General features: G+C 53.7%; 22 protein-coding genes and 1 pseudogene. 22 read left to right on the top strand and 1 reads right to left on the bottom strand.

Features of this window, described 5'->3' with window-relative positions:
• Nucleotides 1–286 precede the first annotated feature (286 nt).
• From CGZ75_RS14520 to CGZ75_RS26360, 17 genes and pseudogenes are all read left to right on the top strand, one after another.
• Nucleotides 287–901, top strand: coding sequence for a TIGR01440 family protein (locus CGZ75_RS14520; RefSeq protein ID WP_089525898.1), 615 nt, complete (start codon nt 287–289; stop codon nt 899–901).
• Nucleotides 902–979: 78 nt separating this feature from the next.
• Nucleotides 980–2,227: a serine hydroxymethyltransferase gene (locus CGZ75_RS14515; RefSeq protein ID WP_141136773.1), complete on the top strand. Its 1,248-nt coding sequence runs from the start codon at nt 980–982 to the stop codon at nt 2,225–2,227.
• 218 nt (nt 2,228–2,445) lie between these two features.
• Nucleotides 2,446–3,078, top strand: coding sequence for a uracil phosphoribosyltransferase (gene upp, locus CGZ75_RS14510; protein WP_089525003.1), 633 nt, complete (start codon nt 2,446–2,448; stop codon nt 3,076–3,078).
• 35 nt (nt 3,079–3,113) lie between these two features.
• The gene (wecB, locus tag CGZ75_RS14505; protein WP_089525002.1) at nt 3,114–4,259 is read left to right on the top strand and encodes a non-hydrolyzing UDP-N-acetylglucosamine 2-epimerase; all 1,146 of its coding nucleotides are present in this window, start codon (nt 3,114–3,116) and stop codon (nt 4,257–4,259) included.
• Between the two features lie 186 nt (nt 4,260–4,445).
• Entirely contained in the window at nt 4,446–4,667 is a 222-nt protein-coding gene (locus tag CGZ75_RS14500; protein WP_089525001.1) for an AtpZ/AtpI family protein, read from the top strand.
• Nucleotides 4,660–5,040, top strand: coding sequence for an ATP synthase subunit I (locus tag CGZ75_RS14495; RefSeq protein ID WP_089525000.1), 381 nt, complete (start codon nt 4,660–4,662; stop codon nt 5,038–5,040). The genes CGZ75_RS14500 and CGZ75_RS14495 overlap by 8 nt, the downstream gene beginning before the upstream one ends.
• 10 nt (nt 5,041–5,050) lie before the next feature.
• Nucleotides 5,051–5,818: a F0F1 ATP synthase subunit A gene (atpB, locus tag CGZ75_RS14490; protein WP_089524999.1), complete on the top strand. Its 768-nt coding sequence runs from the start codon at nt 5,051–5,053 to the stop codon at nt 5,816–5,818.
• Between the two features lie 100 nt (nt 5,819–5,918).
• The gene (gene atpE, locus CGZ75_RS14485) at nt 5,919–6,134 is read left to right on the top strand and encodes a F0F1 ATP synthase subunit C (RefSeq protein WP_089524998.1); all 216 of its coding nucleotides are present in this window, start codon (nt 5,919–5,921) and stop codon (nt 6,132–6,134) included.
• A 104-nt stretch (nt 6,135–6,238) separates the two neighbouring features.
• Entirely contained in the window at nt 6,239–6,718 is a 480-nt protein-coding gene (gene atpF, locus CGZ75_RS14480) for a F0F1 ATP synthase subunit B (RefSeq protein ID WP_089524997.1), read from the top strand.
• Entirely contained in the window at nt 6,715–7,263 is a 549-nt protein-coding gene (locus CGZ75_RS14475; protein ID WP_089524996.1) for a F0F1 ATP synthase subunit delta, read from the top strand. The genes atpF and CGZ75_RS14475 overlap by 4 nt, the downstream gene beginning before the upstream one ends.
• 15 nt (nt 7,264–7,278) lie before the next feature.
• Nucleotides 7,279–8,793, top strand: coding sequence for a F0F1 ATP synthase subunit alpha (gene atpA / locus CGZ75_RS14470; RefSeq protein WP_089524995.1), 1,515 nt, complete (start codon nt 7,279–7,281; stop codon nt 8,791–8,793).
• Nucleotides 8,794–8,868: 75 nt separating this feature from the next.
• Complete coding sequence (atpG, locus tag CGZ75_RS14465) at nt 8,869–9,729, top strand: ATP synthase F1 subunit gamma (protein WP_089524994.1); 861 nt, start codon at nt 8,869–8,871, stop codon at nt 9,727–9,729.
• Nucleotides 9,730–9,845: 116 nt separating this feature from the next.
• Nucleotides 9,846–11,264, top strand: coding sequence for a F0F1 ATP synthase subunit beta (gene atpD, locus CGZ75_RS14460; RefSeq protein ID WP_089524993.1), 1,419 nt, complete (start codon nt 9,846–9,848; stop codon nt 11,262–11,264).
• A 24-nt stretch (nt 11,265–11,288) separates the two neighbouring features.
• Nucleotides 11,289–11,678, top strand: coding sequence for a F0F1 ATP synthase subunit epsilon (locus CGZ75_RS14455; protein WP_089524992.1), 390 nt, complete (start codon nt 11,289–11,291; stop codon nt 11,676–11,678).
• Between the two features lie 309 nt (nt 11,679–11,987).
• On the top strand, nt 11,988–12,791 hold the full coding sequence (locus CGZ75_RS14450) for a tyrosine-protein phosphatase (protein ID WP_089524991.1): 804 nt from the start codon (nt 11,988–11,990) through the stop codon (nt 12,789–12,791).
• The gene (locus tag CGZ75_RS14445) at nt 12,742–13,404 is read left to right on the top strand and encodes a type II toxin-antitoxin system PemK/MazF family toxin (protein ID WP_089524990.1); all 663 of its coding nucleotides are present in this window, start codon (nt 12,742–12,744) and stop codon (nt 13,402–13,404) included. The genes CGZ75_RS14450 and CGZ75_RS14445 overlap by 50 nt, the downstream gene beginning before the upstream one ends.
• Nucleotides 13,405–13,803: 399 nt before the next feature.
• Nucleotides 13,804–13,926, top strand: a pseudogene (locus CGZ75_RS26360) (group II intron maturase-specific domain-containing protein); the annotation flags it as partial.
• Between the two features lie 134 nt (nt 13,927–14,060).
• Here CGZ75_RS26360 and CGZ75_RS14435 read toward each other — a convergent pair.
• The gene (locus tag CGZ75_RS14435; protein WP_089524989.1) at nt 14,061–14,858 is read right to left on the bottom strand and encodes a YheC/YheD family protein; all 798 of its coding nucleotides are present in this window, start codon (nt 14,856–14,858) and stop codon (nt 14,061–14,063) included.
• A gap of 224 nt (nt 14,859–15,082) precedes the next feature.
• On the opposite strand from CGZ75_RS14435, the gene CGZ75_RS14430 reads away from it, so the two are divergent.
• The 5 genes from CGZ75_RS14430 (at nt 15,083) to CGZ75_RS14410 (ending at nt 22,083) form a co-directional block, all read left to right on the top strand.
• Nucleotides 15,083–15,553 (top strand): Dps family protein, encoded by a 471-nt coding sequence (locus tag CGZ75_RS14430; protein ID WP_089524988.1) that lies wholly within the window; start codon nt 15,083–15,085, stop codon nt 15,551–15,553.
• A 411-nt stretch (nt 15,554–15,964) separates the two neighbouring features.
• The gene (locus CGZ75_RS14425; RefSeq protein WP_089524987.1) at nt 15,965–18,238 is read left to right on the top strand and encodes a S8 family serine peptidase; all 2,274 of its coding nucleotides are present in this window, start codon (nt 15,965–15,967) and stop codon (nt 18,236–18,238) included.
• 152 nt (nt 18,239–18,390) lie between these two features.
• Complete coding sequence (locus tag CGZ75_RS14420) at nt 18,391–18,648, top strand: DUF1146 domain-containing protein (protein ID WP_089524986.1); 258 nt, start codon at nt 18,391–18,393, stop codon at nt 18,646–18,648.
• Between the two features lie 442 nt (nt 18,649–19,090).
• The gene (gene murA, locus CGZ75_RS14415; RefSeq protein WP_141136772.1) at nt 19,091–20,512 is read left to right on the top strand and encodes a UDP-N-acetylglucosamine 1-carboxyvinyltransferase; all 1,422 of its coding nucleotides are present in this window, start codon (nt 19,091–19,093) and stop codon (nt 20,510–20,512) included.
• Between the two features lie 164 nt (nt 20,513–20,676).
• The gene (locus CGZ75_RS14410) at nt 20,677–22,083 is read left to right on the top strand and encodes an efflux RND transporter periplasmic adaptor subunit (RefSeq protein WP_176444847.1); all 1,407 of its coding nucleotides are present in this window, start codon (nt 20,677–20,679) and stop codon (nt 22,081–22,083) included.
• Nucleotides 22,084–22,110: the final 27 nt, after the last annotated feature.

Below are 22,110 nucleotides of genomic sequence, written 5' to 3'. Positions count from 1 at the left end.
TTTTTTTTCGTGTGCAGAGCTCTCTTTTTCGTTTTTTGGACCATTCTGAAGTACACTCGTCTAAAAGGGGTCCGATTCGGTATAATAGGACACGAACGAACGGAACCCTGCAAGCAATGCGGTTTTACCGATCTAGAGGTCGGTAGCCGCTACCCGATGGAAATACGAGAATGATGCCTACAGGGGCATGAATTCTAGTAGGAGTCCCGTTCCCCCGTCCCAGAGGCATCACAGGTTGCACCTGGCGTTCGGGAGGGAGCTCCACGATCAGGAGGCTAGTATGATGATGAGTGAAGCAACAGCGTCGGAGGTTGTATCCGCCGGCGTAGAGGCGCTGATTCGCGAGCTGGCTGCTGAAAACCGACTGCGTCCGGGTCAACTGCTCGTGCTGGGCGTCAGTACAAGCGAAGTGCTTGGCAAGCGAATCGGCACCGCTGGCAGCCGTGGGGCTGCGGCGGCGATCTTTAGCGGCGTCGAAAGAGCTCGTGCCGATCTCGGCTTTATCCCGGTTTTTCAATGCTGCGAGCATCTTAACCGTGCTCTCGTGCTGGAACGGGAAACGGCGGAGCGGCTTGGCCTGGAGCGTGTCCATGGGGTTCCGGTGCCGGGCGCCGGTGGCTCTATGGCCGCTCATGCCTACCGGCATCTGAAGGATGCTTGCCTTGTCGAAGCGGTGCAGGCGCAAGCTGGTATCGATATCGGCGAGACGTTGATCGGCATGCATTTGAAGCGCGTGGCAGTGCCGGTGCGGCCATCCCTGAGAATGATCGGCGAGGCGAGAGTTACGATGGCTTATTCCCGTCCCAAGTTGATTGGCGGGCCGCGAGCTGTTTATGAGCTGCCGCCCGAACCGTCTGAGCTGTCCGAGCTGTCCCCGAAGGACACTGGCAGCTGCGACTGAACAGCACCGAGAATGGACAAAAGTAAGCAGCGATTATGATGTTAAATTTCATTTATTATAGGGAGGATTTGAACAATTATGGAACAACTCCGCAAGCAAGACCCTGACGTATTGAAAGCACTTGGACTGGAACTGCAACGCCAGCGCGACAATATCGAGCTGATCGCTTCCGAGAACATCGTGAGCGAAGCCGTGCTTGAAGCAATGGGCAGCGTTCTGACGAACAAATATGCCGAAGGCTATCCCGGCAAACGTTTCTACGGCGGCTGCGAGCATGTTGACATCGTCGAGGATATTGCCCGCGAACGTGCCAAAGAGCTGTTCGGAGCCGAGCATGCCAACGTGCAGCCGCATTCCGGCGCTCAAGCGAATATGGCTGTTTACCTTGCGGCGCTCAAGCCTGGCGACACCGTGCTTGGTATGAACCTGGCGCATGGCGGCCACTTGACGCATGGCAGCCCGGTCAATGCTTCCGGCCTCCTGTATAACTTCGTTGCTTACGGCGTCGAGGAAGGCAGCTTCACCATCAACTACGACGAACTGCGCAAAGCGGCGTTCAAGCACCGTCCTCGCATGATCGTAGCTGGTGCCAGCGCGTACCCGCGCATCATCGATTTCGAAAAAATTGGTGAAATCGCCAAAGACGTTGGCGCTCTTTTCTTCGTCGACATGGCGCATATCGCCGGTCTAGTGGCGGCTGGACTGCATCCAAACCCGATCCCGCATGCTCATTTTGTGACGACAACAACGCATAAAACGCTGCGCGGACCACGTGGCGGCCTCATTCTGACGACAAAAGCATGGGCGGCAGCCATCGACAAAGCCGTATTCCCTGGTTCCCAAGGCGGTCCACTCATGCATATCATCGCTGCAAAAGCCGTTGCTTTCGGCGAAGCGCTGCAGCCTGAGTTTAAAACTTATGCGCAGAATGTCGTGAGCAACGCAAAAGTGCTCTCCGAAGAGCTGATTTCCCGCGGCCACAATATCGTTTCCGGCGGTACGGACAACCACCTCATGCTGCTTGATACTCGCGGCCTCGGCATCACAGGCAAGGTAGCTGAGCATGTGCTTGATTCCGTTGGCATCACCGTTAACAAAAATGCGATTCCGTTTGATCCAACGAGCCCGTTCATCACGAGCGGTATCCGTCTCGGTACGCCAGCGGCTACAACTCGCGGTATGGATGGGGACGCGATGCGCACCATCGCTGAAGTTATCGATATGACGCTGCGTAATCCAGAAGATGAGGCTGTTCTCGCTAAAGCTACCGGCATCGTGCGCGAACTGACTTCGCGTTACCCGCTTTACACCGAAATGAAGTACTAGAACCTTATAACCTAACGAGCCCCAGCTTAATGCCGCATTGCGGTATTAAGCTGGGGCTTTGCCGCGCATGTACAGGTGCGAACGGACGTCAGCATGAAGCAACAAGAGACCTCAAATGGCTCTCTTTTCCCCGCCAGTGACAATGCTTGATGCGCCGCCCGGTAGGGAATGCTATAATAGGTTGGCAAATTCAAGTGAAATTCAGGAGGGCAACCCCCATGAGCAGCAAACTGGTCATCTGCGACCATCCACTAATTCAGCATAAGCTGACGTTTATCCGCGACAAGGACACCAAGACAAAAGACTTCCGCGAGCTTGTCGACGAGGTTGCAACCTTGATGGCGTACGAGATCACACGGAACATGCCTCTGGACACGATTTCGGTGGAAACACCAGTCGCTACGGCAAAATCCAAAGTGCTTTCGGGCCGTATGCTCGGCATCGTGCCGATTCTGCGTGCAGGCCTTGGCATGGTCGACGGCATCCTGAAGCTGATTCCAGCCGCCAAGGTAGGCCATATCGGACTTTCGCGAGACCATGAAACCCTGCAGCCAAGTGAATATTACATCAATCTGCCTACGGACGCGACGGAGCGTCTGCTGATCGTCGTTGATCCGATGCTGGCGACCGGAGGCTCGGCGAACGCCGCCATCGACTCTTTGAAAAAGCGCGGCTGCACCCAGATCAAGCTGATGGTGTTAATTGCTTCGCCTGAAGGCGTGAGCGCTGTACAGAAGGCGCATCCAGACGTAGATATCTATGCGGCTGGCGTTGACGAGAAGCTGGATGAAAAGGGTTATATCGTCCCGGGATTGGGAGATGCCGGAGACCGGATGTTCGGCACGAAGTAAGAGCCGAATAACTCAGGATAGGGGAGATTAAGCATTTGGAAAAACTCAAAGTGATGACCATTTTCGGAACCCGACCGGAGGCAGTTAAGATGGCTCCGCTCGTGCTGGAGCTGCAGAAGCACCCGGAGCAGATCCAGTCTATCGTCTGTGTAACGGCCCAGCATCGCCAGATGCTTGACCAGGTGCTGGAGCTGTTCCGTATTAAGCCCGACTATGATCTCAATGTGATGAAGGATCGCCAGACGCTGACAGAAACGACGGTGCGCGTGCTTGAAGGATTAGAGCCAGTGCTCCGCGAAGCGGCGCCGGACATCGTGCTCGTGCATGGTGATACACAGACGACGTTCCTGGCCAGCTATGCTTCTTTCCTGCAGCAGATTCAGGTTGGTCATGTGGAAGCAGGACTACGCACGTGGAACAAGATGTCGCCGTATCCGGAAGAGATGAACCGTCAGCTGGCGGGCGTGCTTTCGGATGTGCATTTTGCTCCTACGAACTGGTCGGCAGACAATCTCCGTAAGGAAAGTAAATCGGATTCCACGATCTACATCACCGGAAACACGGCAACCGATGTGTTCCAGTATACGGTGGACCCTGCGTTTACCCACCCGATGCTGGAATGGGCGGCAGGACGCCGCCTCATTCTGATGACGGCTCACCGCCGCGAGTCGCTCGGCGAGCCGCATCGCAACATTTTCCGCGCTGTGAAGCGTATTGCCGACGAATTCGACGATATCGCGATTGTGTATGCGGTGCATCCTAATCCGGCCGTGCGCGAGCCGGCGCAAGAGATTTTGGGCGATCACCCGCGCATCCAATTGATCGAGCCGCTCGATGTGTTCGAGTTCCACAATTTTTATCCTCACGCTTACATGATCCTCACGGATTCCGGCGGCATGCAGGAAGAGGCGCCGTCCTTCGGCGTGCCTACACTCGTGTTGCGCGATACAACGGAGCGTCCGGAAGGTATTGAGGCGGGCACGCTTGAACTCGTCGGTACAGACGAGTCTCGTGTCTACGATCGGGCGCGCGCATTGCTGAGCGACAGGGAGACGTACGAGCGTATGAGTCAGGCTGCGAATCCATATGGAGACGGAGCCGCTTCAGAGCGTATCGTACGGGCGATCCTGCATCATTTTGGCCGAGGCGACAGACCTGAAGCGTTCACACAACGTTCATAGTTATGGCGGGAGGAGCGGCAACTCCAACAACGACACAGCATACAGTTCTACTGTATGGTTTGGATGTACGGCAAATCCCGTCATTTCAAGGTTTTTTATCACAAGTTCTTGGAAAGTTTGCTATTATCAAAATTGACAAACCTTCAACGGCTTGGATAAAATAATGAAGGTTGATTGGGGACACTGATGACCAAAAAGAGCAAGGGGGATGACCCGCTGAAGGCGCTTGCGTTTGTCGGCGCTCTCGGAATCGATGTGGCGGTCTGTATACTGATCGGCTACTGGCTGGGAGCAAGGTTTGGAGGAACTCCGGGATGGATCATCGCGGGGGTTTTGACAGGGCTTGTGGTCGGAATCGTCTCGGTCGTCTTCATTGTCAGAAAGGTTTTGGAGGACAGCAATGAATGAAGTGCTTAAGATGACCAAGTCAGCCATTCTGCTGCTCTTAGCTCTCTGTCTGCTGCTCTGGGCTTTATTGCCGGACTGGCGCACGGTGGCTGTAGGCTGCATGCTTGGTATCGCTGCAGGATCGTTCAACACCGTTCTCCTGCGCAGGCGAGTGGAGTGGATCGGTGTTATGGCTCAAGGGGACAAGCCCAAGAAAGCCAGTGTGGGCATGGCCGGAAGACTCGCGATGGTGCTGCTCGCCGTCATGATCGCTTACCGCTACCCCGAGTACGTCAGCCTTCCAGCTACACTAGCTTCATGTTTTGCGGTGCCTTTTGTCATACTGGTATGCGCTTTCTTCATGCTTCGCCGACAACGCAGTGGAAAGGGGTGAAACAAAAGGTATGCATTATTTTCCAATATACACCTGGAATGGAATCGAGTTTGATCTCTCATCGCTTCTCGCAATAACCGTTTCGGCCATTTTGACCTTTGCACTGGTCAAGCTGCTGACGCTCAAGCTGTCGGTTGCCAATCCATCGAAGGCTCAGAACTTCATGGAGTGGGCGGTAGACTTCGTGCATTCGACGATTTCTAGCGCGATGCCGCTGAACAAGGTTCGCCCTTATATGTCGCTGGGGCTGACGCTGATTCTGTTCATCCTCATCTCCAACCTAGTTGGACTGCCGCTTAATATCGTCACCTATGTCCACGAACCAATGCTTGGCATTACGCAAGCAATGCTGGATAAGTACGCTGCAGAAGGCGGACATGCTGAGATGGCCTGGTGGAAATCTCCGACAGCGGACTTGTCCGTTACGTCTGGACTGGCACTCATCGTATTCGTTATTGTCCATTTCCTGGGCATGAAGCAGAATACGAAACATTATTTCCAGCATTACTTCAAGCCGTTCTGGTTCTTCTTCCCGCTTAATATCATCGAAACGATCGCGAAGCCGGTTACGCTGGCGCTCCGTCTTTTCGCCAACATTTTTGCGGGCGAGGTACTGATCGCCACGATTCTTATGCTAAAGGGCTACGGTACGCCGTTCATGATCGCATGGCAGGGCTTCAGTGTTTTCGTAGGCGGCATTCAGGCGTTCCTGTTCACGATCCTCACCATGGTTTACATTTCGCAAGCCGCCATCCATGATGATGACGGGGCGCATTGATCCGCAGTAATTCTTGCTGAAGCGAAGCAGTCCGCTGGTTCGTTCGGTGGTTCAAATATCTTACACATTAATTACCCAATTTAGAGGAGGATTTTAAACAATGGAAGTATTGGCAGCAGCTATCGCAGTTGGTCTGGGCGCAATCGGCGCAGGCGTAGGTAACGGTATGATCGTAAGCAAAACGATTGAGGGTATTTCCCGTCAGCCAGAAGCAGCAAGCAAGCTTCAAACGACGATGTTCATTGGCGTAGGTATCGTAGAGGTTGTGCCAATTATCGGCGTTGTTATCGGCTTCCTCGCATTCTTCAGCAGCTAATATCTGTCACACATTGACCTAGTACGTATGGCGGGGAAGGCCTAATTGCCCTCCACGCCATCGTTTTAATTGGTGTTTGAACCGCATGTGAAAGGAGTGCCGTTATGGATTGGAAATGGACATCTTTTGTATTCGCGATGCTTGCATTTGGTATTCTCTATTGGTTGATGAACCGGTACGCATTCAAGCCGCTTTTCGCCGTCATGGAGCAGCGCCGCCAGATGGTGCTTGACCAAATGAACGCGGCCGAAAACAGCCGTAAAGAAGCTTCCGCTGAAATGGAAGCCCAGAAACAAGCGCTGGCTCAAGCTCGTCAAGAAGCCAACGAGATCATCGAGAAGGCTCGCGTCACCAGCACGAAGCAGGCCGACAACATCGTCGACACCGCTCGTTCGGAAGCAACTCGTCTGAAGGACGAGGCTGTACGCGACATCGAAAGCGAGAAAAACAAAGCCATCGCATCCCTGCGCAGCGAAGTTGGCAGTATCTCCGTCGCGATTGCCTCCAAAATTGTGGAGAAGCAAATCGACGAGAAATCGCAAGAGCAGATTGTGGATAACTACCTGAAAGAAGTCAGCAAATGAGCCGCGAAACCGTCATCGCGAAAAGATATGCGCAGGCGCTGTACGAGGTTGCGGGCAAACAGGGCGTTGTCTCGGATGTCCGCCAGCAGCTGCAGCTCGTGTCGGAAGCTTTGAGCTCCGATGCTGATGTGCAGCGTTTCCTGGCGACGCCGGGCATTGAGGCTCAGGTTAAGATCGAACTGATCAAAAAAGCGATCGGGGACCGCGTGTCCTCTATTGTTCTGAATACCGTCACGTTGCTCATCGAACGCGGCCGTTACTCGGCTTTGAGCAGCGTGTACGAAGCTTACAGCCGGATCGCCGACGAGGCTTCCGGTGAATCCCGCGCCACGATTTTCACAGCACTTCCGCTGCAAGCGGCTGAGCTTTCCAAGGTCGTGCAGCAGTTCAGCGTTATTTCGGGCAAACGGATTATCGGCGAGCAGGTCGTGGATTCTTCCCTGATCGGCGGCGTCAAGGTCCGTATCGGAGACAAGATTTACGACGGCTCCCTCTCCGGCAAGCTGGAGCGACTGAGCAAGCAATTGAATTCCCAAGCACTGTAGACAGGGGTGAAGAAGTTGAGCATCAGACCTGATGAAATCAGCACGCTGATTAAGCAGCAGATTGAACAATATAAATCCGACATTCAAGTGGATGAGGTTGGCACGGTCATTCAAGTCGGAGACGGCATCGCCCGTGTTCACGGCCTGGAAAACGCTATGTCCGGAGAGCTTCTTGAGTTCTCAAACGGCGTCGTGGGCATGGCTCTCAACCTTGAGGAAAGCAATGTCGGTGTCGTTATTCTGGGACCTTACACGGGTATCCGCGAAGGCGACCAAGTAAAACGTACGGGCCGCATCATGGAAGTTCCGGTTGGCGAAGCCCTTCTGGGCCGCGTTGTTAATGCACTGGGTGAGCCGCTCGACGGCAACGGTCCAATCGCGACGACAATGACTCGTCCGGTTGAATCCGCAGCTCCAGGCGTTATGGCTCGTAAATCCGTATTTGAGCCGATGCAAACCGGCATCAAAGCGATCGACGCGATGATTCCAATTGGCCGCGGCCAACGTGAGCTCATCATCGGCGACCGTCAAACGGGTAAAACACAAATCGCGATCGACACGATCGTTAACCAAAAAGGCAACGGCGTTATTTGTATCTACGTTGCAATCGGCCAAAAGCAATCCACTGTACGTACCGTTGTTGAGTCCCTCCGCCGTCAAGGCGCGCTGGACTACACAATCGTCGTTACGGCGAGCGCTTCCGAGCCATCCCCAATGCTTTACATCGCTCCTTACACGGGCTGCGCAATGGGCGAGTACTTCATGTACAACGGCAAACATGTTCTTGTCATCTATGATGACCTGTCCAAGCAAGCCGCCGCTTACCGCGAGCTGTCCCTGTTGCTCCGTCGCCCGCCGGGCCGCGAAGCTTACCCAGGTGACGTATTCTACCTTCACTCCCGTTTGCTGGAGCGCGCAGCTAAGCTGAACGACGAGCTCGGCGGCGGATCGCTGACGGCACTGCCGTTCATCGAGACTCAAGCGGGCGACATCTCCGCTTACATCCCGACGAACGTTATCTCCATCACGGACGGTCAGATCTTCCTCGAGGCAGACCTGTTCTACTCCGGCCAACGTCCGGCAGTTAACGTTGGTAACTCGGTATCCCGCGTAGGCTCCTCCGCCCAAACAAAGGCGATGAAAAAGGTAGCCGGCACGCTCAAGCTTGACCTTGCACAGTACCGTGAGCTGGCGGCATTTGCCCAATTCGGCTCCGATCTGGACAAAGTGACGAAGTCCCGTCTGGACCGCGGCGAGCGCACGCTAGAAATCCTCAAGCAAGGCGTCAACCAGCCATTGCCGCTGGAGAACCAAGTCGTATCTCTGTTCGCGGTAACCCGTGGCCATGTGGATGAGATTCCGGTTCAAGACGTTCGCCGCTTCGAGGGCGAGCTGCTGAGCTTCATTCAAGCGAATAAGCCAGAAATTCTGGTCTCTATCCGCGATACGAAAGACCTCAACTCCGACAACGAGAAAGCTCTTGTTGCTGCCATCCAGGACTTCAAGAAAGGCTTCTCCCGTTCGGTTTAATAGCTTGGAACGATGATGCCGGCCCCTGCGCCCAAAGGCGGGAGCAGGGGCCGAAAAGTAAGGTGGTGACAACAAATGGCTAAAGGCATGCGCGAGATAAAACGCTCGATTAAGAGCAAGCAAAACATGAAGCAAATTACCAAAGCGATGGAAATGGTCGCTGCGGCGAAGCTTCGCCGTGCACAGGAGGCTGCTCTCTCGGCACGCCCCTACACGGACAAAATCCGCGAGGTTGTATCCAGCATTGCCGCCGGTTCTGGCAACATCAAGCATCCGATGCTCCAGAAGCGCGAGGTGAAAAAGACAGCTTACCTGATCATCACCTCCGACCGCGGTCTGGCAGGCGGTTACAACATCAACGTGCTCCGCAAGCTGATGAGCACCGTCGCCGAAAATCACCGTTCCAAGGATGAGTACGAGATCCTGGTGGTTGGACGCAAGGGCACGGCATATCTGAATCGCCGCAACATCAGCATCGCCGAGGAAGTGACTGGCATTGCCGACGCTCCTAAATATGGCGATATCAAGCCGGTTGCGAGCAAAGCGGTTCAAGGTTTCGAGGATGGCCGTTACGATGAGGTTTATATCATTTATAACCGCTTCCTGAACGCTCTGTCCCAGATTCCGACTCTTAAGAAGCTGCTTCCGCTTGCAACGGATGAGTTCAAAGGCGCTGCGACACAGTACGAATATGAGCCGGACGCTGAGTCCGTGCTGAGTGTACTGCTTCCCAAATACGCCGAGACCGTCATTTACAGTGCGATTCTTGAGGGCAAGGCCAGCGAGTTCGGTGCCCGTATGACGGCCATGGGCAACGCGACCAAAAACGCCACGAAGATGATCGGCGAATTGACGCTGACCTACAACCGTGCGCGGCAAGCCGCGATTACGCAAGAAATTGCCGAAATCGTTGGCGGCGCAAACGCTCAAGGCTAAGCTGCCGTTCTCTTCCCTCCCCAGCGGGGGGATCCGGCGCATCGCAAGATCGCTCCACCGGCAGGTTTAATCCTGCTTGATTGATATAACTATCTTTAGATACAGGAGGGACCCCTATGAGCAACGGTCGCGTTGTCCAGGTACTGGGCCCGGTTGTCGACGTACAATTCGACAACGGCCATCTGCCTGACATCTTGAACGCCATTAAGATTGAACAAAAAGCGAAAAGCGCATCCGAAAAAGACGTGAAGCTGACTCTGGAAGTCGCTACGCATCTTGGAAACAATACGGTTCGCTGTGTAGCTATGTCTTCCACGGACGGACTCGTACGCGGAACGTCAGTACTGGATACCGGAGCTGCAATTACGGTTCCAGTAGGCCCAGCTACGCTTGGACGCGTATTCAACGTTACGGGTGATACGATCGATGGCAACGGTGATGTTGATCGCACTATGACGCTGCCTATCCACCGCCAAGCTCCAGTTTTCGATGAGCTGTCCACCCAACAAGAAATTCTGGAAACCGGCATCAAGGTTATCGACCTGATGGCTCCGTACGCCAAAGGCGGTAAAGTCGGCCTGTTCGGCGGCGCGGGCGTAGGTAAAACCGTTACGATGCAGGAGCTTATCCACAACATCGCTTCTGAGCATGGCGGTATTTCCGTATTTGCCGGCGTAGGCGAGCGTACTCGTGAAGGTAATGACCTTTACCATGAGATGAGCGATTCCGGCGTTATCGCAAAAACCGCAATGGTATTCGGCCAAATGAACGAGCCTCCAGGCGCGCGTCTGCGTGTTGCCCTGACAGGCCTTACAATGGCTGAGTACTTCCGCGATCAAGAGAACCGCGACGTTCTTCTGTTCGTCGATAACATCTTCCGCTTCACGCAAGCGGGCTCCGAAGTATCCGCTCTTCTCGGCCGTATGCCGTCCGCGGTAGGCTACCAGCCAACGCTGGCAACTGAGATGGGTCAACTTCAAGAGCGCATCACCTCCACGAAAAATGGCTCCGTAACGTCGATCCAAGCGATCTACGTTCCTGCCGATGACTATACGGACCCGGCCCCAGCTACGGCGTTTGCCCACTTGGACTCCACGACTAACTTGGAGCGTAACATCGCCGCTATGGGTATTTTCCCGGCCGTTGACCCGCTGGCTTCTTCTTCCCGCGTCCTGACGCCGGAAATCGTTGGCGAAGAGCATTACCAAGTAGCTCAAGGCGTTAAAAAGCTGCTTCAACGTTACAAAGAGCTTCTCGACATCATCGCCATCCTCGGTATGGACGAGTTGTCTGAGGACGACAAGCTGGTCGTTGTACGCGCTCGCCGCATTCAGCTGTTCCTGTCGCAGCCGTTGCATGTTGCCGAAGCGTTCAATGGCATGCCTGGCCTGTACGTGCCGGTCAAAGACACCGTTCGCAGCTTCAAGGAAATCCTTGACGGCAAGCATGACGATCTTCCTGAGCCGGCCTTCCACAACGTCGGAACGATTGAAGACGCCGTTGCCAAGGCGAAGAAACTCGCTCAAGAGGTTTAATCCTCGGCGGATGGAGGTATCGGTATGAGCACCTTACTGCTTGAAATTGTAACCCCTGAGCGTACGGTCTACGCCAAGGATGTTAATATGGTCATCCTGCGCGGCGTAGAAGGCGAGATGGGCATTCTGCCTAATCACGTGCCGTTGGTAACCCCGCTCAAAATCGCTGCTGTAGTAGCGAAAATTGGTGGCAAGGAAGAGCGTATCGCCGTTAGCGGCGGTTTCGCTGAAGTCCGCCACGAGAAGGTCGTTATTCTCGCCGAAAGCGCTGAGCTGCCGGGAGAAATCGATGTTGATCGTGCGCAGCTTGCCAAGAAGCGTGCTGAAGACCGCCTGCGCGGCCGCAAGGACGATGCGGACTTCCGCCGCGCCGAGATGGCCCTGCAGCGTGCTATTACCCGGATCAGCCTTTAAGGCTAATCTTAGTGCGCCCAACAGCAGCCCTGTTTGTCCATTGCGGACAGCAGGGCTGTTTTTTATTTTTCTGTGAAAGTTCCTATCGGAGTTGGGCTGTTGATTAAAAGGCTTAGAAAAAAAGTTGTTCACAAAATAGTTTCCTGTGGATAAGTTGTGAGCAACAGGGGCGGATTCTGTGCACAACCCTGTTGATAAGCTGTGGGTAATGTATGTCGATAACAAATAAAGCTCCAGGAGGATGACGCTCGTCTACAAGATCGCTTAGAATGGAAGGATCAGGATAGAACAAGCGGGGAGTGAAAGCCGATGATTGATATACACACGCATATCTTGCCTGGCATAGACGATGGTGCAAGCCACCAGGAGCATCTGCTGGAGCTGGCAACCGCAGCTGTCCAAGAGGGGATTACCGATATTATTGCGACGCCTCACCATGCAAACGGTGTTTATTGGAACCCAGCGAACGAGGTGAGGGTCTTGCTGGAGCAGTCGCAGAAGTTGCTCCATGAGCAGGGTTTTCCGCTCCGTCTTCATGCGGGGCAAGAGATTCGGGTGCATGGGGAGCTGCTCGACAATTTGGAGCGAGGTGAGCTGCTGAGACTGGCGGATACCCCGTATATGCTGCTTGAGATGCCGACGAATGAAATTCCGCAAGAGATGGCTGAGCTCATCTATGAGCTGTCGCTGCTCGGTATTCGGCCGGTCATTGCCCATCCGGAACGGAATATGGAAGCACTGCGGGAGCCGCATCGTTTGGAAGAACTGATCGATCTCGGCGCATGGACCCAGGTGACAACACATTCATTGCTCGGCCTTTATGGCAAAAATATCGAAAAAGGCGCTTGGTCGATGATGAAAAACGGGCTTATTCACCTCGTCTCATCCGATGCACATCACGCCCAGCGCAGAGGCTTCAAGCTGAGCGAGGCATATGCGCTTATTGAAGCGCGCATGGGACCGGCAGTGCGGCATTATTTTGAGGCCAATGCTACTCGGCTGCTGGCAGGCGAGGAGTTGGAGCCAGCAGCAGCTGGGCTGCTGGCTCATCAGCAGACACAAGATGCCGGACCGCGCGGGCTGCTGCGCAGTCTGTTTGGCCGGCGGGGCTGAGGGGGAGTGGCTTGAATTCTCCGAACAGAGACTGGCCGATCTACAACAAACACTTGAAAACATGGGCCTTAAACGTGGTCAGATATTTATCGAGTGGATGAAAACACAAAATCAGTATTTGCAATGGGAAACGGGGTTTGAACCTTCGAAACTTCGCAAGTATAATCGTAGCGATATCATCTATGTCAATTTCGGTTTTAATCCAGGCTCCGAAATTGGTGGATTACACTACGCTGTCGTCATGGATGATAATGAAAAATCGAATCCAGTCGTTAATGTCATTCCACTGGGATCTCTCGAATTGGGACAAACAAAGGATATTCTGCACAAGCATGAAATATATATTGGTGTGATAAGTGGAATGAATGGAAAAGAAGCATTTGCAATTCCCAATCAGTTTCAGCCGATCAGTAAATTACGTATATATAGGCCTAGGAAAGGTTCCGACCTAGTCGTTAAACTGCCTGCACAGTTTATGGATATGATCGATGAAAAGATAATCGGACTTTTTACGCGAAAGTTTTCTAAAGCAATTACACAACTGGAGGCGGCTAAAAATACCGCTGCAGCAGGACGAGAGAATATCGTGCAATCCTCTGAACAATCAATATAACAAAGGTGTTGATTCATCACGATGGAATTGCTATAATATATAAGTATCAAACAATGCCCTTTGGACGAAAGTTCAATGCGGTCCTAAAAATGATTAAACGCACTTTAAAAGAGAAAGCCGTCCCCTAGGGGACGGCTTTCTTAGTTGTATGCCCAGCATGGGCGTTATCTCTAGGGTGAAAGTCCCGAATAGGGGCTGACAAGCGCCTACCGTTAGCCAAAGGCAAGGGTGTCTGCCGCGAGGAAGCCGGAGGCAAAAGCACGGCCTGAGGTATACGAATCCAATTTGAGGCGGTTGCAGTCGGATGAGTCACCAACATATGACAAAATCTTAAGCTGCCAAGGGTTGCAGCTGTAAACTTGGACAGGCGTGGGTGGAAGAATTGACCGCTGAAATGGCAGAGGACTGCGTATGTGCTTATGGAAATACTGGAAACGGGCACATACCCGAATCCGCGAGCATCGAGCCCTCGGAGTCCCCGAATGGGCCTGCTTAATCATGGCTAATTCCAGGAGTGGCGTATGAGAAATGTCCCGAAACACAAACATTGCCCTTCCAATTTGATGAGTATACTCCCTTTGTTTGATGGTTTGGATTTGGAGCCAGTCATTCGGGAAATGTTTAGAGCATGAATCCGGCACTAGCCAGTTCCAGCTTTAGTGATCCATACGTCCGTAGCTGCGGGCGTAACTGGCCATTCGGTTGTAGGTCGCCCGGTCCAGCTTTTTGATTGGTCCGAACTGAGGATGATTCGTATTGACCTCAATTACCCACAGCTTCTTGGAACGGTCGAAGGCAAAGTCGATGCCCATCTCATACATGCCCGTATATTGGCGAGACAGAGAGCGACTGATGGTTAGAGCTTTGCTTTCAATCATTCGTTCATAGGCACTGGCTGCCTGTAAGGACAAACCCTGCATTTCCCATAGCTTCGAGACCATGCATACCTGCGCCCCTTGATGAACATTCGTGACGATCCTGTTGGGCGATGCAATTTTGGCGATGGTACCGGTGTATGTCCATGGCCCATCTGGCCGGCGCTGAACCATAGCGCGCAGATCATAGGGCTTGCCGCCGACCAGGTCGAGCGAAATACCTCTTTGAATAATCAGTTTGCCGTTTACCTCGGCTCTTTTTAGCAGGCGATAAACGCTGTTAATAGTCGGGAATATGCGTGTAATCTGCTTGCGCGATACAACAGAAATCAGCTCATAGCCGCCATAAGAGGATGTACTTAGTCGATGAATCCCCATTCCAAGGGAGCCGATATCCGGCTTAATGTAAAGCGTTTTGTAGCGGGCGAGCATAAGAGTCAGCAGCTTCAGCGACAGGGATCTGGTAGTCGGGATCAGCGAAGCCGTAGCAGAATTCTTGAGCAGCATGCGGCTGACCCGCAATTTGCCCCAGAGAGCGCGGGACTTATAGGTCTTCATATATTTTTTGATAGTCGGCATACGGGTCACCTCACATTAGATTATGAGAGCCAGGCTTGCGGGAATTGTGCGAATGACATGACGGGATAAAAAGGGCTTATCGCGGATAAAGGGAGTACTGGCTGCGCAAGCTGAGAGGTGGAATGCCCGCTAGCCTGTTTGCTTCCTCCGTGGGCAGGGTAATAAAGCAGTAAGAAGTTCCATCGTCGCATCTGATTCCGAACTCATGAAAGGGGTAATCAACTATGGCTACACAAGCGACTAACTCCAAAGCACAAACGAATGAAAAAACCCGGGAAGAGCTGAACAAACAGGTCGCTTCGTTGGGTGTGTTGTATATGAAGCTGCATTCCTTCCACTGGAATGTGACAGGTCCTAATTTTTACACTTTGCATGTCAAATTCGAAGAACTTTACGATGCGGTTACTCTGATGTTCGACGAGACGGCTGAGCGTCTGATCGCCATTGGCGGCAAGCCAGTTTCCACCATGAAGGGTATGCTGTCTCTTTCCTCCATCAAGGAAGCGACGGAGAAAGAGGATGCCGACACGATGGTGCGCTCCGTCGTTGAAGATTTCACATTGCTCGCATCGGATCTGAAAAAAGCGGCGGAGGCTGCCGATAAGGAAGATGATCCCGCTACAGCCGATATTTTGACGGGCATGGTCGAGCAATTGGATAAGCATCGTTGGATGCTGGAAAAGTTTCAGGGCTAATTGGCCGATTAATTAAGGAATTAATTTAGGGATTAATTGAACATTCAAGCTCCTCCGCAAAGCGTGAGGGGCTTGTTTAAATGGTTCGTTTTGCATTATTTTTAACCGTCTGCAAGGTTATACGGTTGCTTTACTAGTCTTTGTTCGCAAGGATGGATTTTGCCAAATAAAGAGGAATTAAGGGTGTGGAAAGCGAAAAAGTAGGCAAGAAGAACGAACTGATTAAGCTTTGATACCGGAAAAAGGTAGTCCGCGAAAGTCGAAAAAGGACTCTTTTTGCCCCTTGTAGGCAGGTTGCGAAATGAATGTGTTAGATGGTTCAAGGCAGCTTTTTTCGAAGCATCCCTGCCGAGTAGGGATAGAAGCGCCGGACCATCATAGGATAGATACGGAGCAAAGGAATTGAGGCTCATGAAAGCAGGATATGCTAACTCGCCGAGACTTGTCCGCAAGTTGGCGGCAGCGCTCGCAACAGCCAGCATGCTGGCCGCTGCCCCCGCTTTGCCAGCGGGCAGCATTGCTGCGCCGGCCGCGGATAGCGCCGGCGCGCAGGCGCGAGCCGAGAAGCAGCATAGCTGGCTTCTCGGTTGGCGCGATCCCGGGCAGCGCATTGCTTTGCCCGGGACGATCGTGCTCCACCACCGCGCAGAGCCGGCGGTGGAGCTTGTCGCGCCCGAGCCGGGCGCGGACCCAGCCGCGTGGCTAGCGCGGCTGAGGGCGACGCCTGGCGTCGCCTACGTGCACCCGAACGAATCGGTTCGGGTGCTTGACGCGCGGCCCGCGACAGCGCCGCTCGCGGGCCGCCTTGCCTTCGGCTCGTCGCAGGCAGCGCCGCCGACGAGCTACCTTGCCCTCGGCTCTGCTTCGCCGCCGCAGGCGGCTTCGCTGACGAGGCCCCTTGCCTTCGGCCCAGCTTCACCGTCGCTCGCAAGCCTTCGCGCTCTCGGCTCTGCTTCGCCGCCGCAGGCGGCTTCTCTTGCGGCTTCCCGCGCCCTTGACTCTGCTTCTCTCGCGAGCCCCCGCGCTAACGGCACTGCTTCGCTTGCCTCGACGCTAGCGGCTGCATCTTCGGCCGCTCCGAGCGATCCAGGCCTGTCCAAGCAGGCCTATTTGAAACAGATCGGAGCTCGCGAAGCCTGGTCCAAAATCCGGCCGCAGTCTTCCGTCACCATCGCGGTGGTCGACACCGGCATCGATCTGGATCATCCTGATCTGAAACGGAATCTTTTGCAGGGCGTAAATCTGCAGAATCCCGGCTCTCCGGCGCAGGATGATAATGGGCATGGCACCAGTGTGGCTGGAGTCATCGCAGCAAGCGGCAACAATGCAGCCGGCATTACCGGCGTCCTTTGGAAAGCTCGGCTGTTACCGGTCAAAGCGCTGGACAAGGACGGGTACGGAGATGAGAAGCAGTTGGGAGAGGGGATTCTTCGAGCGATTGAGAAGGGTGCGCGCATCGTCGTTCTGTCGGTCGGACTGTACCATTCCTCCCCCTATATGCGGGAAATCGTGGATCTGGCGGAGAAAAAGGGCGTGCTGCTAGTTGCCGCAACAGGCAACGATGCCGAGCGCTTTGGTAGTAAAACAACGATCAAGTATCCGGCGGCCTATCCGACCGTGCTATCAGTGGGAGGAATTGGCCCTGACGGTATTCCGGAGCCCCGCTCAAGCCGAGGCTCTGAGATCGATCTGGCTGGCGCGTGGCGCGTGTACACAACGGAAATGGGGGGCAGTTACCACTATGAGGAAGGGACGTCTATGGCGGCTCCTCAAGCGGCTGCCGCTGCAGCTTTGCTTTGGGCGAAATACCCGAACCTTAAACCTTACCAGATTCGTTCGCTGCTACGTCAAACGACCAAGGACACCGCGCCTGGTGGTTTCGACGTGGTTACAGGTTACGGATTGCTGAGGATGGAGCGAGCCTTAACGGAGAAATATAAACCTGATCCGCATGAGCCTAATAGCTCTTCTGCAAAGGCTGCTGCGATGCCGCTCGGTAAGCAGCTATCAGCCGAGCTGAGTGGCACTGCCGACAGCGACTGGTACAGGCTCGACAGTCCTTATGATGGAGTCGTGACGCTCCAATTGCGACAGCTCCTTTCGGCCGGCCAATCTCCAAAGACGATTGACCTGCTTCTGGAGCAGTCGGGAGGCAACATAAAAAAAGAACTCAAGTTCAGCAACCATAACGTTGAATGGAACGTCAAAAAAGGGGTTAACCGTCTTCGCCTGGGGCTTAAAGGCTCAGCTGGCAGCTCGAAGCTGCCCTACTTGCTGAGCACCAATTTGCGTATGAAAGCGGACTCCAGCGAACCCAATGATAAAGCAACTGAGGCGGTATCGCTCCCTGACCGCACTGGAAGTGTACGCGGGACTTTACACAAAATGGGTGACAAGGATTGGTACTCGATCAAGGTTGAGGCTGAAGGTTTATTGCGTATCCAACTGGGTGCTGGCACGATGCGCATGGATCCAGCCTTCGCCTATCGCAAAGCCGGCGGAGCTGAGGTTGCCGTGGACTATGAAGGCGAGGGAACCGCAGAGACATCGCCACAGATTCGCGTTTCTCCGGGCATTTATTACATACGTGTATGGGACGCATCGGAGCCGCTAGCCAATTACGCTGCAGGTTTTTACACACTGGGAATTACGCGCGAGAAGCTGCCAGAGGCTAAGGGCGACTGACTGTCTGACTGTCCGTCTGTCCGTCTGTCCGTCCGTCTGAACTGGCAAGCTGCCGGTTTTATTGATTTTATGCTGAAGATTGTCCTACGATGTCGATAGAATTATTAAAAAGCATAGTTTGCCGTTTACGGGCAGGGGATCGGGGTTATTAAATGAACAGCAATCTGGGTTTCGATGGAGCTTTCTCATCGCTCGGCGTAACCGGTTTATTTTCCATCATTATCACTATTTCGAGTATTTTGCTTGCCTGGTACTTGCTGCAGGAATTGAAGCTGGATCACTGGTTCAAGCATCCACGCAGCCCGAGAGCCCGGGTTCTGATTGCCGTTCTATCGGTTATTGTGGGGCATCTTTTCGCTCGCTTTATCCTGGATTATTGGTCATGGACGAATGTGCTTAAGCTGATTTAAAGAAGACATCCCAACAAGATTCTTCTGAAGAAGACGCTTCCAGCAGCTTCCGAATAACTGGCGAGGCGTTTGCAGAGACTAAGTTTAACCTACGGTACAAAAACGAATGTAATTTGCGAATGCTATACCTTGTCAACAAAATTCGATTTTTATACACGAAAATTGGATTAAATTGATATGATGCAAAATAAACCCTTGTCGATTATTGTAGACGAGTGTTAATATGATCTGTGGTATTCTGGGTTATTCTTTTTATTTTAAGCCCAAAACCCACTGGAAGTTCTAGGAAGTTCAGCACTTGTCACTCATGAATCGGGTCTTTTAGCTTAACTGGAATTTATATCTGTATCGGAATATTAGTCACACTATTGCTCGTCCAAGTTCATAAGATTATAGAATGAAATATGCATAAGAAAATGCAGCGTCCGGAGGGAACGGAATTATGAGCAAAATTGTCGTTAGAGGAGGTCGCAGGCTGGAAGGAACGGTGCGTGTTCACGGAGCTAAAAACGCCGTTCTGCCCATCCTGGCCGCCTCCCTACTCGCTACGGAAGGAGAAAGCGTCATTTGCGACGTTCCCCTCCTCGATGATGTCCTAACCATCCGCCAAGTGCTCCAAACGCTTGGAGCCAAGGCCGTAATCGGTCAGGATAGCATGACGATATCGGCCCAGCAGCTGACATCATGCGAGGCGCCTTATGAATGGGTCAGCAAAATGCGTGCATCCTTCCTCGTGATGGGTCCGTTGCTAGCTCGTTTGGGCAAAGTTCGCATCTCCATGCCTGGCGGTTGTGCGATTGGAACACGTCCAATTGACCAGCATCTCAAGGGCTTTGAAGCTATGGGAGCCATTATTACGACTGGGCAAGGCTTCGTAGAAGCTGCAGCTCCAGGGCGTCTGAAAGGCGCTAAGATCTATCTGGATGTTGCCAGCGTTGGCGCGACAGAGAACATTATGATGGCCGCAGCTTTGGCGGATGGCACGACGATGTTAGAAAATGCTGCCAAAGAGCCAGAGATCGTTGATCTGGCCAACTATCTCAATGCCATGGGCGCACGCATTCGCGGCGCAGGTACAGGTTTGATCCGCATCGAGGGTGTCAACAAGCTGGTCGGTGCGCGTCATAACGTTATTCCTGACCGTGTTGAGGCAGGAACTTTCCTTATTGCTGCAGCGATTACCGGCGGTGACGTGTTTGTAGAGGGGGCAATTGCCGACCATCTTGGACCTGTCATTTCCAAACTGCAGGAGATGGGTGTAAAGCTGACGGAAGAGGATACCGGCATTCGTGTTCAGGCGGATCGCGCGCTGCGCAGTGTTGACGTTAAGACGCTGCCGCATCCAGGCTTCCCTACGGATATGCAGTCTCAGATGATGGCGCTGCTGCTTGTGTCCGAGGGTACTTCGGTCGTCACGGAGACGGTATTCGAGAACCGTTTCATGCATGTGGATGAATTCCGCAAAATGAACGCCAACATCAAGGTCGAAGGCCGCTCGGCAATTATTACCGGCGGAGTTCCCCTGCACGGCGCCAAAGTGACAGCTACAGATCTTCGCGCCGGAGCGGCACTGATCTGTGCAGGACTCGTCGCCGATGGCGAAACGGAAGTTGGCGGTCTGCATCATGTGGATCGTGGTTACGTCGACATCGCTGGCAAGCTCGCTGCGCTTGGTGCGGATATTCATCGCACTGCCGATGAGGTTGAAGTGCAGGAGATTGTAGAACCAATCGTACTTTCCTCGCTGCGTAAATCGGCCGAAGCCGATGAGGTTCATGTTGCTGCGGCAGCTGCTTCCGAGGAAGAAGGCTACAAGGCCGAGGAGCAAGTTGCCGTGGAAGACGTGGAGCCGACACTGGCCTAAGCAAAGTAAACAGGTTAAGGATTCAGCTGCGATAGTCGCAGCTGAACGTTATAGAGATAGGGAGTGGAGCGCCGGTTATCGGGGCTCTTTTTTTATGTTCATTTTCTGTTCATTTCATCATGTTACCTTTCTCGTTGGATAAGAACGGAGGAGGAGTGGGTGGAGTGCGCAAAGGAATCTTGGTACTAGGAATTCTCATCCTGGTCGTCGGAGGTTATGGCTATTATGCTTACCGTTCTCAGGATGACGCGCCAATCGCTGCGGCGGCAATAGCTAGGACGGTTACGGTTACGCAGGGGAAAATTGAAGTCAAAGTATCCGGTACCGGTGCGGTAGCCGCTGTGGAACAGAGCGTGTTAAAAGCAGGCCGTCAAGGAACGGTGGCAAAGGTGCTCGTCAGCGCTGGCGATGAAGTTGCAGCTGGGCAAACGTTGGTGACGTTTGAGAAAACGGATCAATCCTTCAGCATCCGCCAGAAGGAGCTGGAGCAGGATAAGCAGGAGCTTCAACTGCAGCAACTGAAGAAACAATACTGGCAAGAAGGCGATGCCGACAAGCAAAGCGAGATTATGCTGCAGATCGATAGCGTCAAGTTAACGATGGAGCAGCTCGAGGAGGAAGGGGCGAATCTTCAAAGGGAGCAGTCCGCAAAAAATGATCTTATTGCCGATACAGCTGGCACAGTAACTGCCGTATCCGTTGCAGCCGGCCAAGAGGTCAATGCAAATGCGGAAGCGGTGTCGATTACCGATTACAGCAAGCTCAGCTTTACGATGAATGCGGATGAGCTAGATGTGCCAAAGCTGAAGGTAGGCCAACCGGCGATCATCAGCCTGAATGCTCTGACAGAACGAACCTTTGAGGGTAAAATATCGGAAATAGCGCGCGAAGGTGTGTCTAGTAATGGAGTTGCTACATATCCCGTTTCGGTTACGCTCAGCGATCTCGAAGGCGTGTTGGTGGGAATGTCAGGCTCCGCGGAGATTATAACGGATTCGGCCGAAAATGCAGTGCTGGTGCCCGTGGACGCCGTCGTTACTCTAGGCGGCAAGTCTTATGTGCGAGTGCCGACAAGCGGCATCGGTGACGGCGGGGCTGACGCCAACGCCGAAGGAGGCGGACAAGATGTCGCCACGGGGAATGCCCCTCAAGCTGCTGGCGGCGGCGAAGCAGGCACAGGTGGGCAGCGCAGTGGAGCCGGCAGGGATGCCGGAGGAGCCGCAAGTGCAGGGACGCAACGCAGCGGAGTAAACGGTACGGATGCCGATAACGCGCGAGCAAACCGTCTGGCGCTGGGAGGCCAGCTGCAAGAGGTAGAGGTTGGCCTCGTGAGCGAGGAATTCGCTCAAATTGTGTCCGGACTGGAAGCTGGTGCTTCCGTGTTGGTCGCTCTGCCGACAGGTACGGTAGGAGGTTCCTCAGCGCAGTCTGGCCAAATGCAAAGAATCCAAGGTGGCTTTGGAGGCAGCTTTGGCGGGGGCGGTTTTGGAGGCGGCATGCCAGCTGGCAGCTTCCCAGGCGGCGGTGCTGGAGGAGGTACTGGCGGCGGTGCTGCAGGAGGGCGGAACTGATGCCCGGCCTGCGTAAGACAAGCTCGG

Source organism: Paenibacillus herberti, from assembly GCF_002233675.1.
Lineage (GTDB): Bacteria > Bacillota > Bacilli > Paenibacillales > Paenibacillaceae > Paenibacillus_O > Paenibacillus_O herberti.
Note: the sequence above shows the minus strand (reverse complement) of the source record. Positions and strands in the feature narration are given on the sequence as shown.

Coding starts and splice junctions, on each gene's coding strand:
- CGZ75_RS14420 (WP_089524986.1), top strand. CDS start 18,391: ATGAACAGCAATCTGGGTTTCGATGGAGCTTTCTCATCGCTCGGCGTA.
- CGZ75_RS14430 (WP_089524988.1), top strand. CDS start 15,083: ATGGCTACACAAGCGACTAACTCCAAAGCACAAACGAATGAAAAAACC.
- CGZ75_RS14475 (WP_089524996.1), top strand. CDS start 6,715: ATGAGCCGCGAAACCGTCATCGCGAAAAGATATGCGCAGGCGCTGTAC.
- atpE (WP_089524998.1), top strand. CDS start 5,919: ATGGAAGTATTGGCAGCAGCTATCGCAGTTGGTCTGGGCGCAATCGGC.
- CGZ75_RS14500 (WP_089525001.1), top strand. CDS start 4,446: ATGACCAAAAAGAGCAAGGGGGATGACCCGCTGAAGGCGCTTGCGTTT.
- atpD (WP_089524993.1), top strand. CDS start 9,846: ATGAGCAACGGTCGCGTTGTCCAGGTACTGGGCCCGGTTGTCGACGTA.
- CGZ75_RS14425 (WP_089524987.1), top strand. CDS start 15,965: ATGAAAGCAGGATATGCTAACTCGCCGAGACTTGTCCGCAAGTTGGCG.
- atpF (WP_089524997.1), top strand. CDS start 6,239: ATGGATTGGAAATGGACATCTTTTGTATTCGCGATGCTTGCATTTGGT.
- CGZ75_RS14515 (WP_141136773.1), top strand. CDS start 980: ATGGAACAACTCCGCAAGCAAGACCCTGACGTATTGAAAGCACTTGGA.
- upp (WP_089525003.1), top strand. CDS start 2,446: ATGAGCAGCAAACTGGTCATCTGCGACCATCCACTAATTCAGCATAAG.
- CGZ75_RS14435 (WP_089524989.1), bottom strand. CDS start 14,858: ATGCCGACTATCAAAAAATATATGAAGACCTATAAGTCCCGCGCTCTC.
- atpB (WP_089524999.1), top strand. CDS start 5,051: ATGCATTATTTTCCAATATACACCTGGAATGGAATCGAGTTTGATCTC.
- atpG (WP_089524994.1), top strand. CDS start 8,869: ATGGCTAAAGGCATGCGCGAGATAAAACGCTCGATTAAGAGCAAGCAA.
- CGZ75_RS14495 (WP_089525000.1), top strand. CDS start 4,660: ATGAATGAAGTGCTTAAGATGACCAAGTCAGCCATTCTGCTGCTCTTA.
- CGZ75_RS14450 (WP_089524991.1), top strand. CDS start 11,988: ATGATTGATATACACACGCATATCTTGCCTGGCATAGACGATGGTGCA.
- CGZ75_RS14445 (WP_089524990.1), top strand. CDS start 12,742: ATGCCGGACCGCGCGGGCTGCTGCGCAGTCTGTTTGGCCGGCGGGGCT.
- CGZ75_RS14455 (WP_089524992.1), top strand. CDS start 11,289: ATGAGCACCTTACTGCTTGAAATTGTAACCCCTGAGCGTACGGTCTAC.
- CGZ75_RS14520 (WP_089525898.1), top strand. CDS start 287: ATGAGTGAAGCAACAGCGTCGGAGGTTGTATCCGCCGGCGTAGAGGCG.
- murA (WP_141136772.1), top strand. CDS start 19,091: ATGAGCAAAATTGTCGTTAGAGGAGGTCGCAGGCTGGAAGGAACGGTG.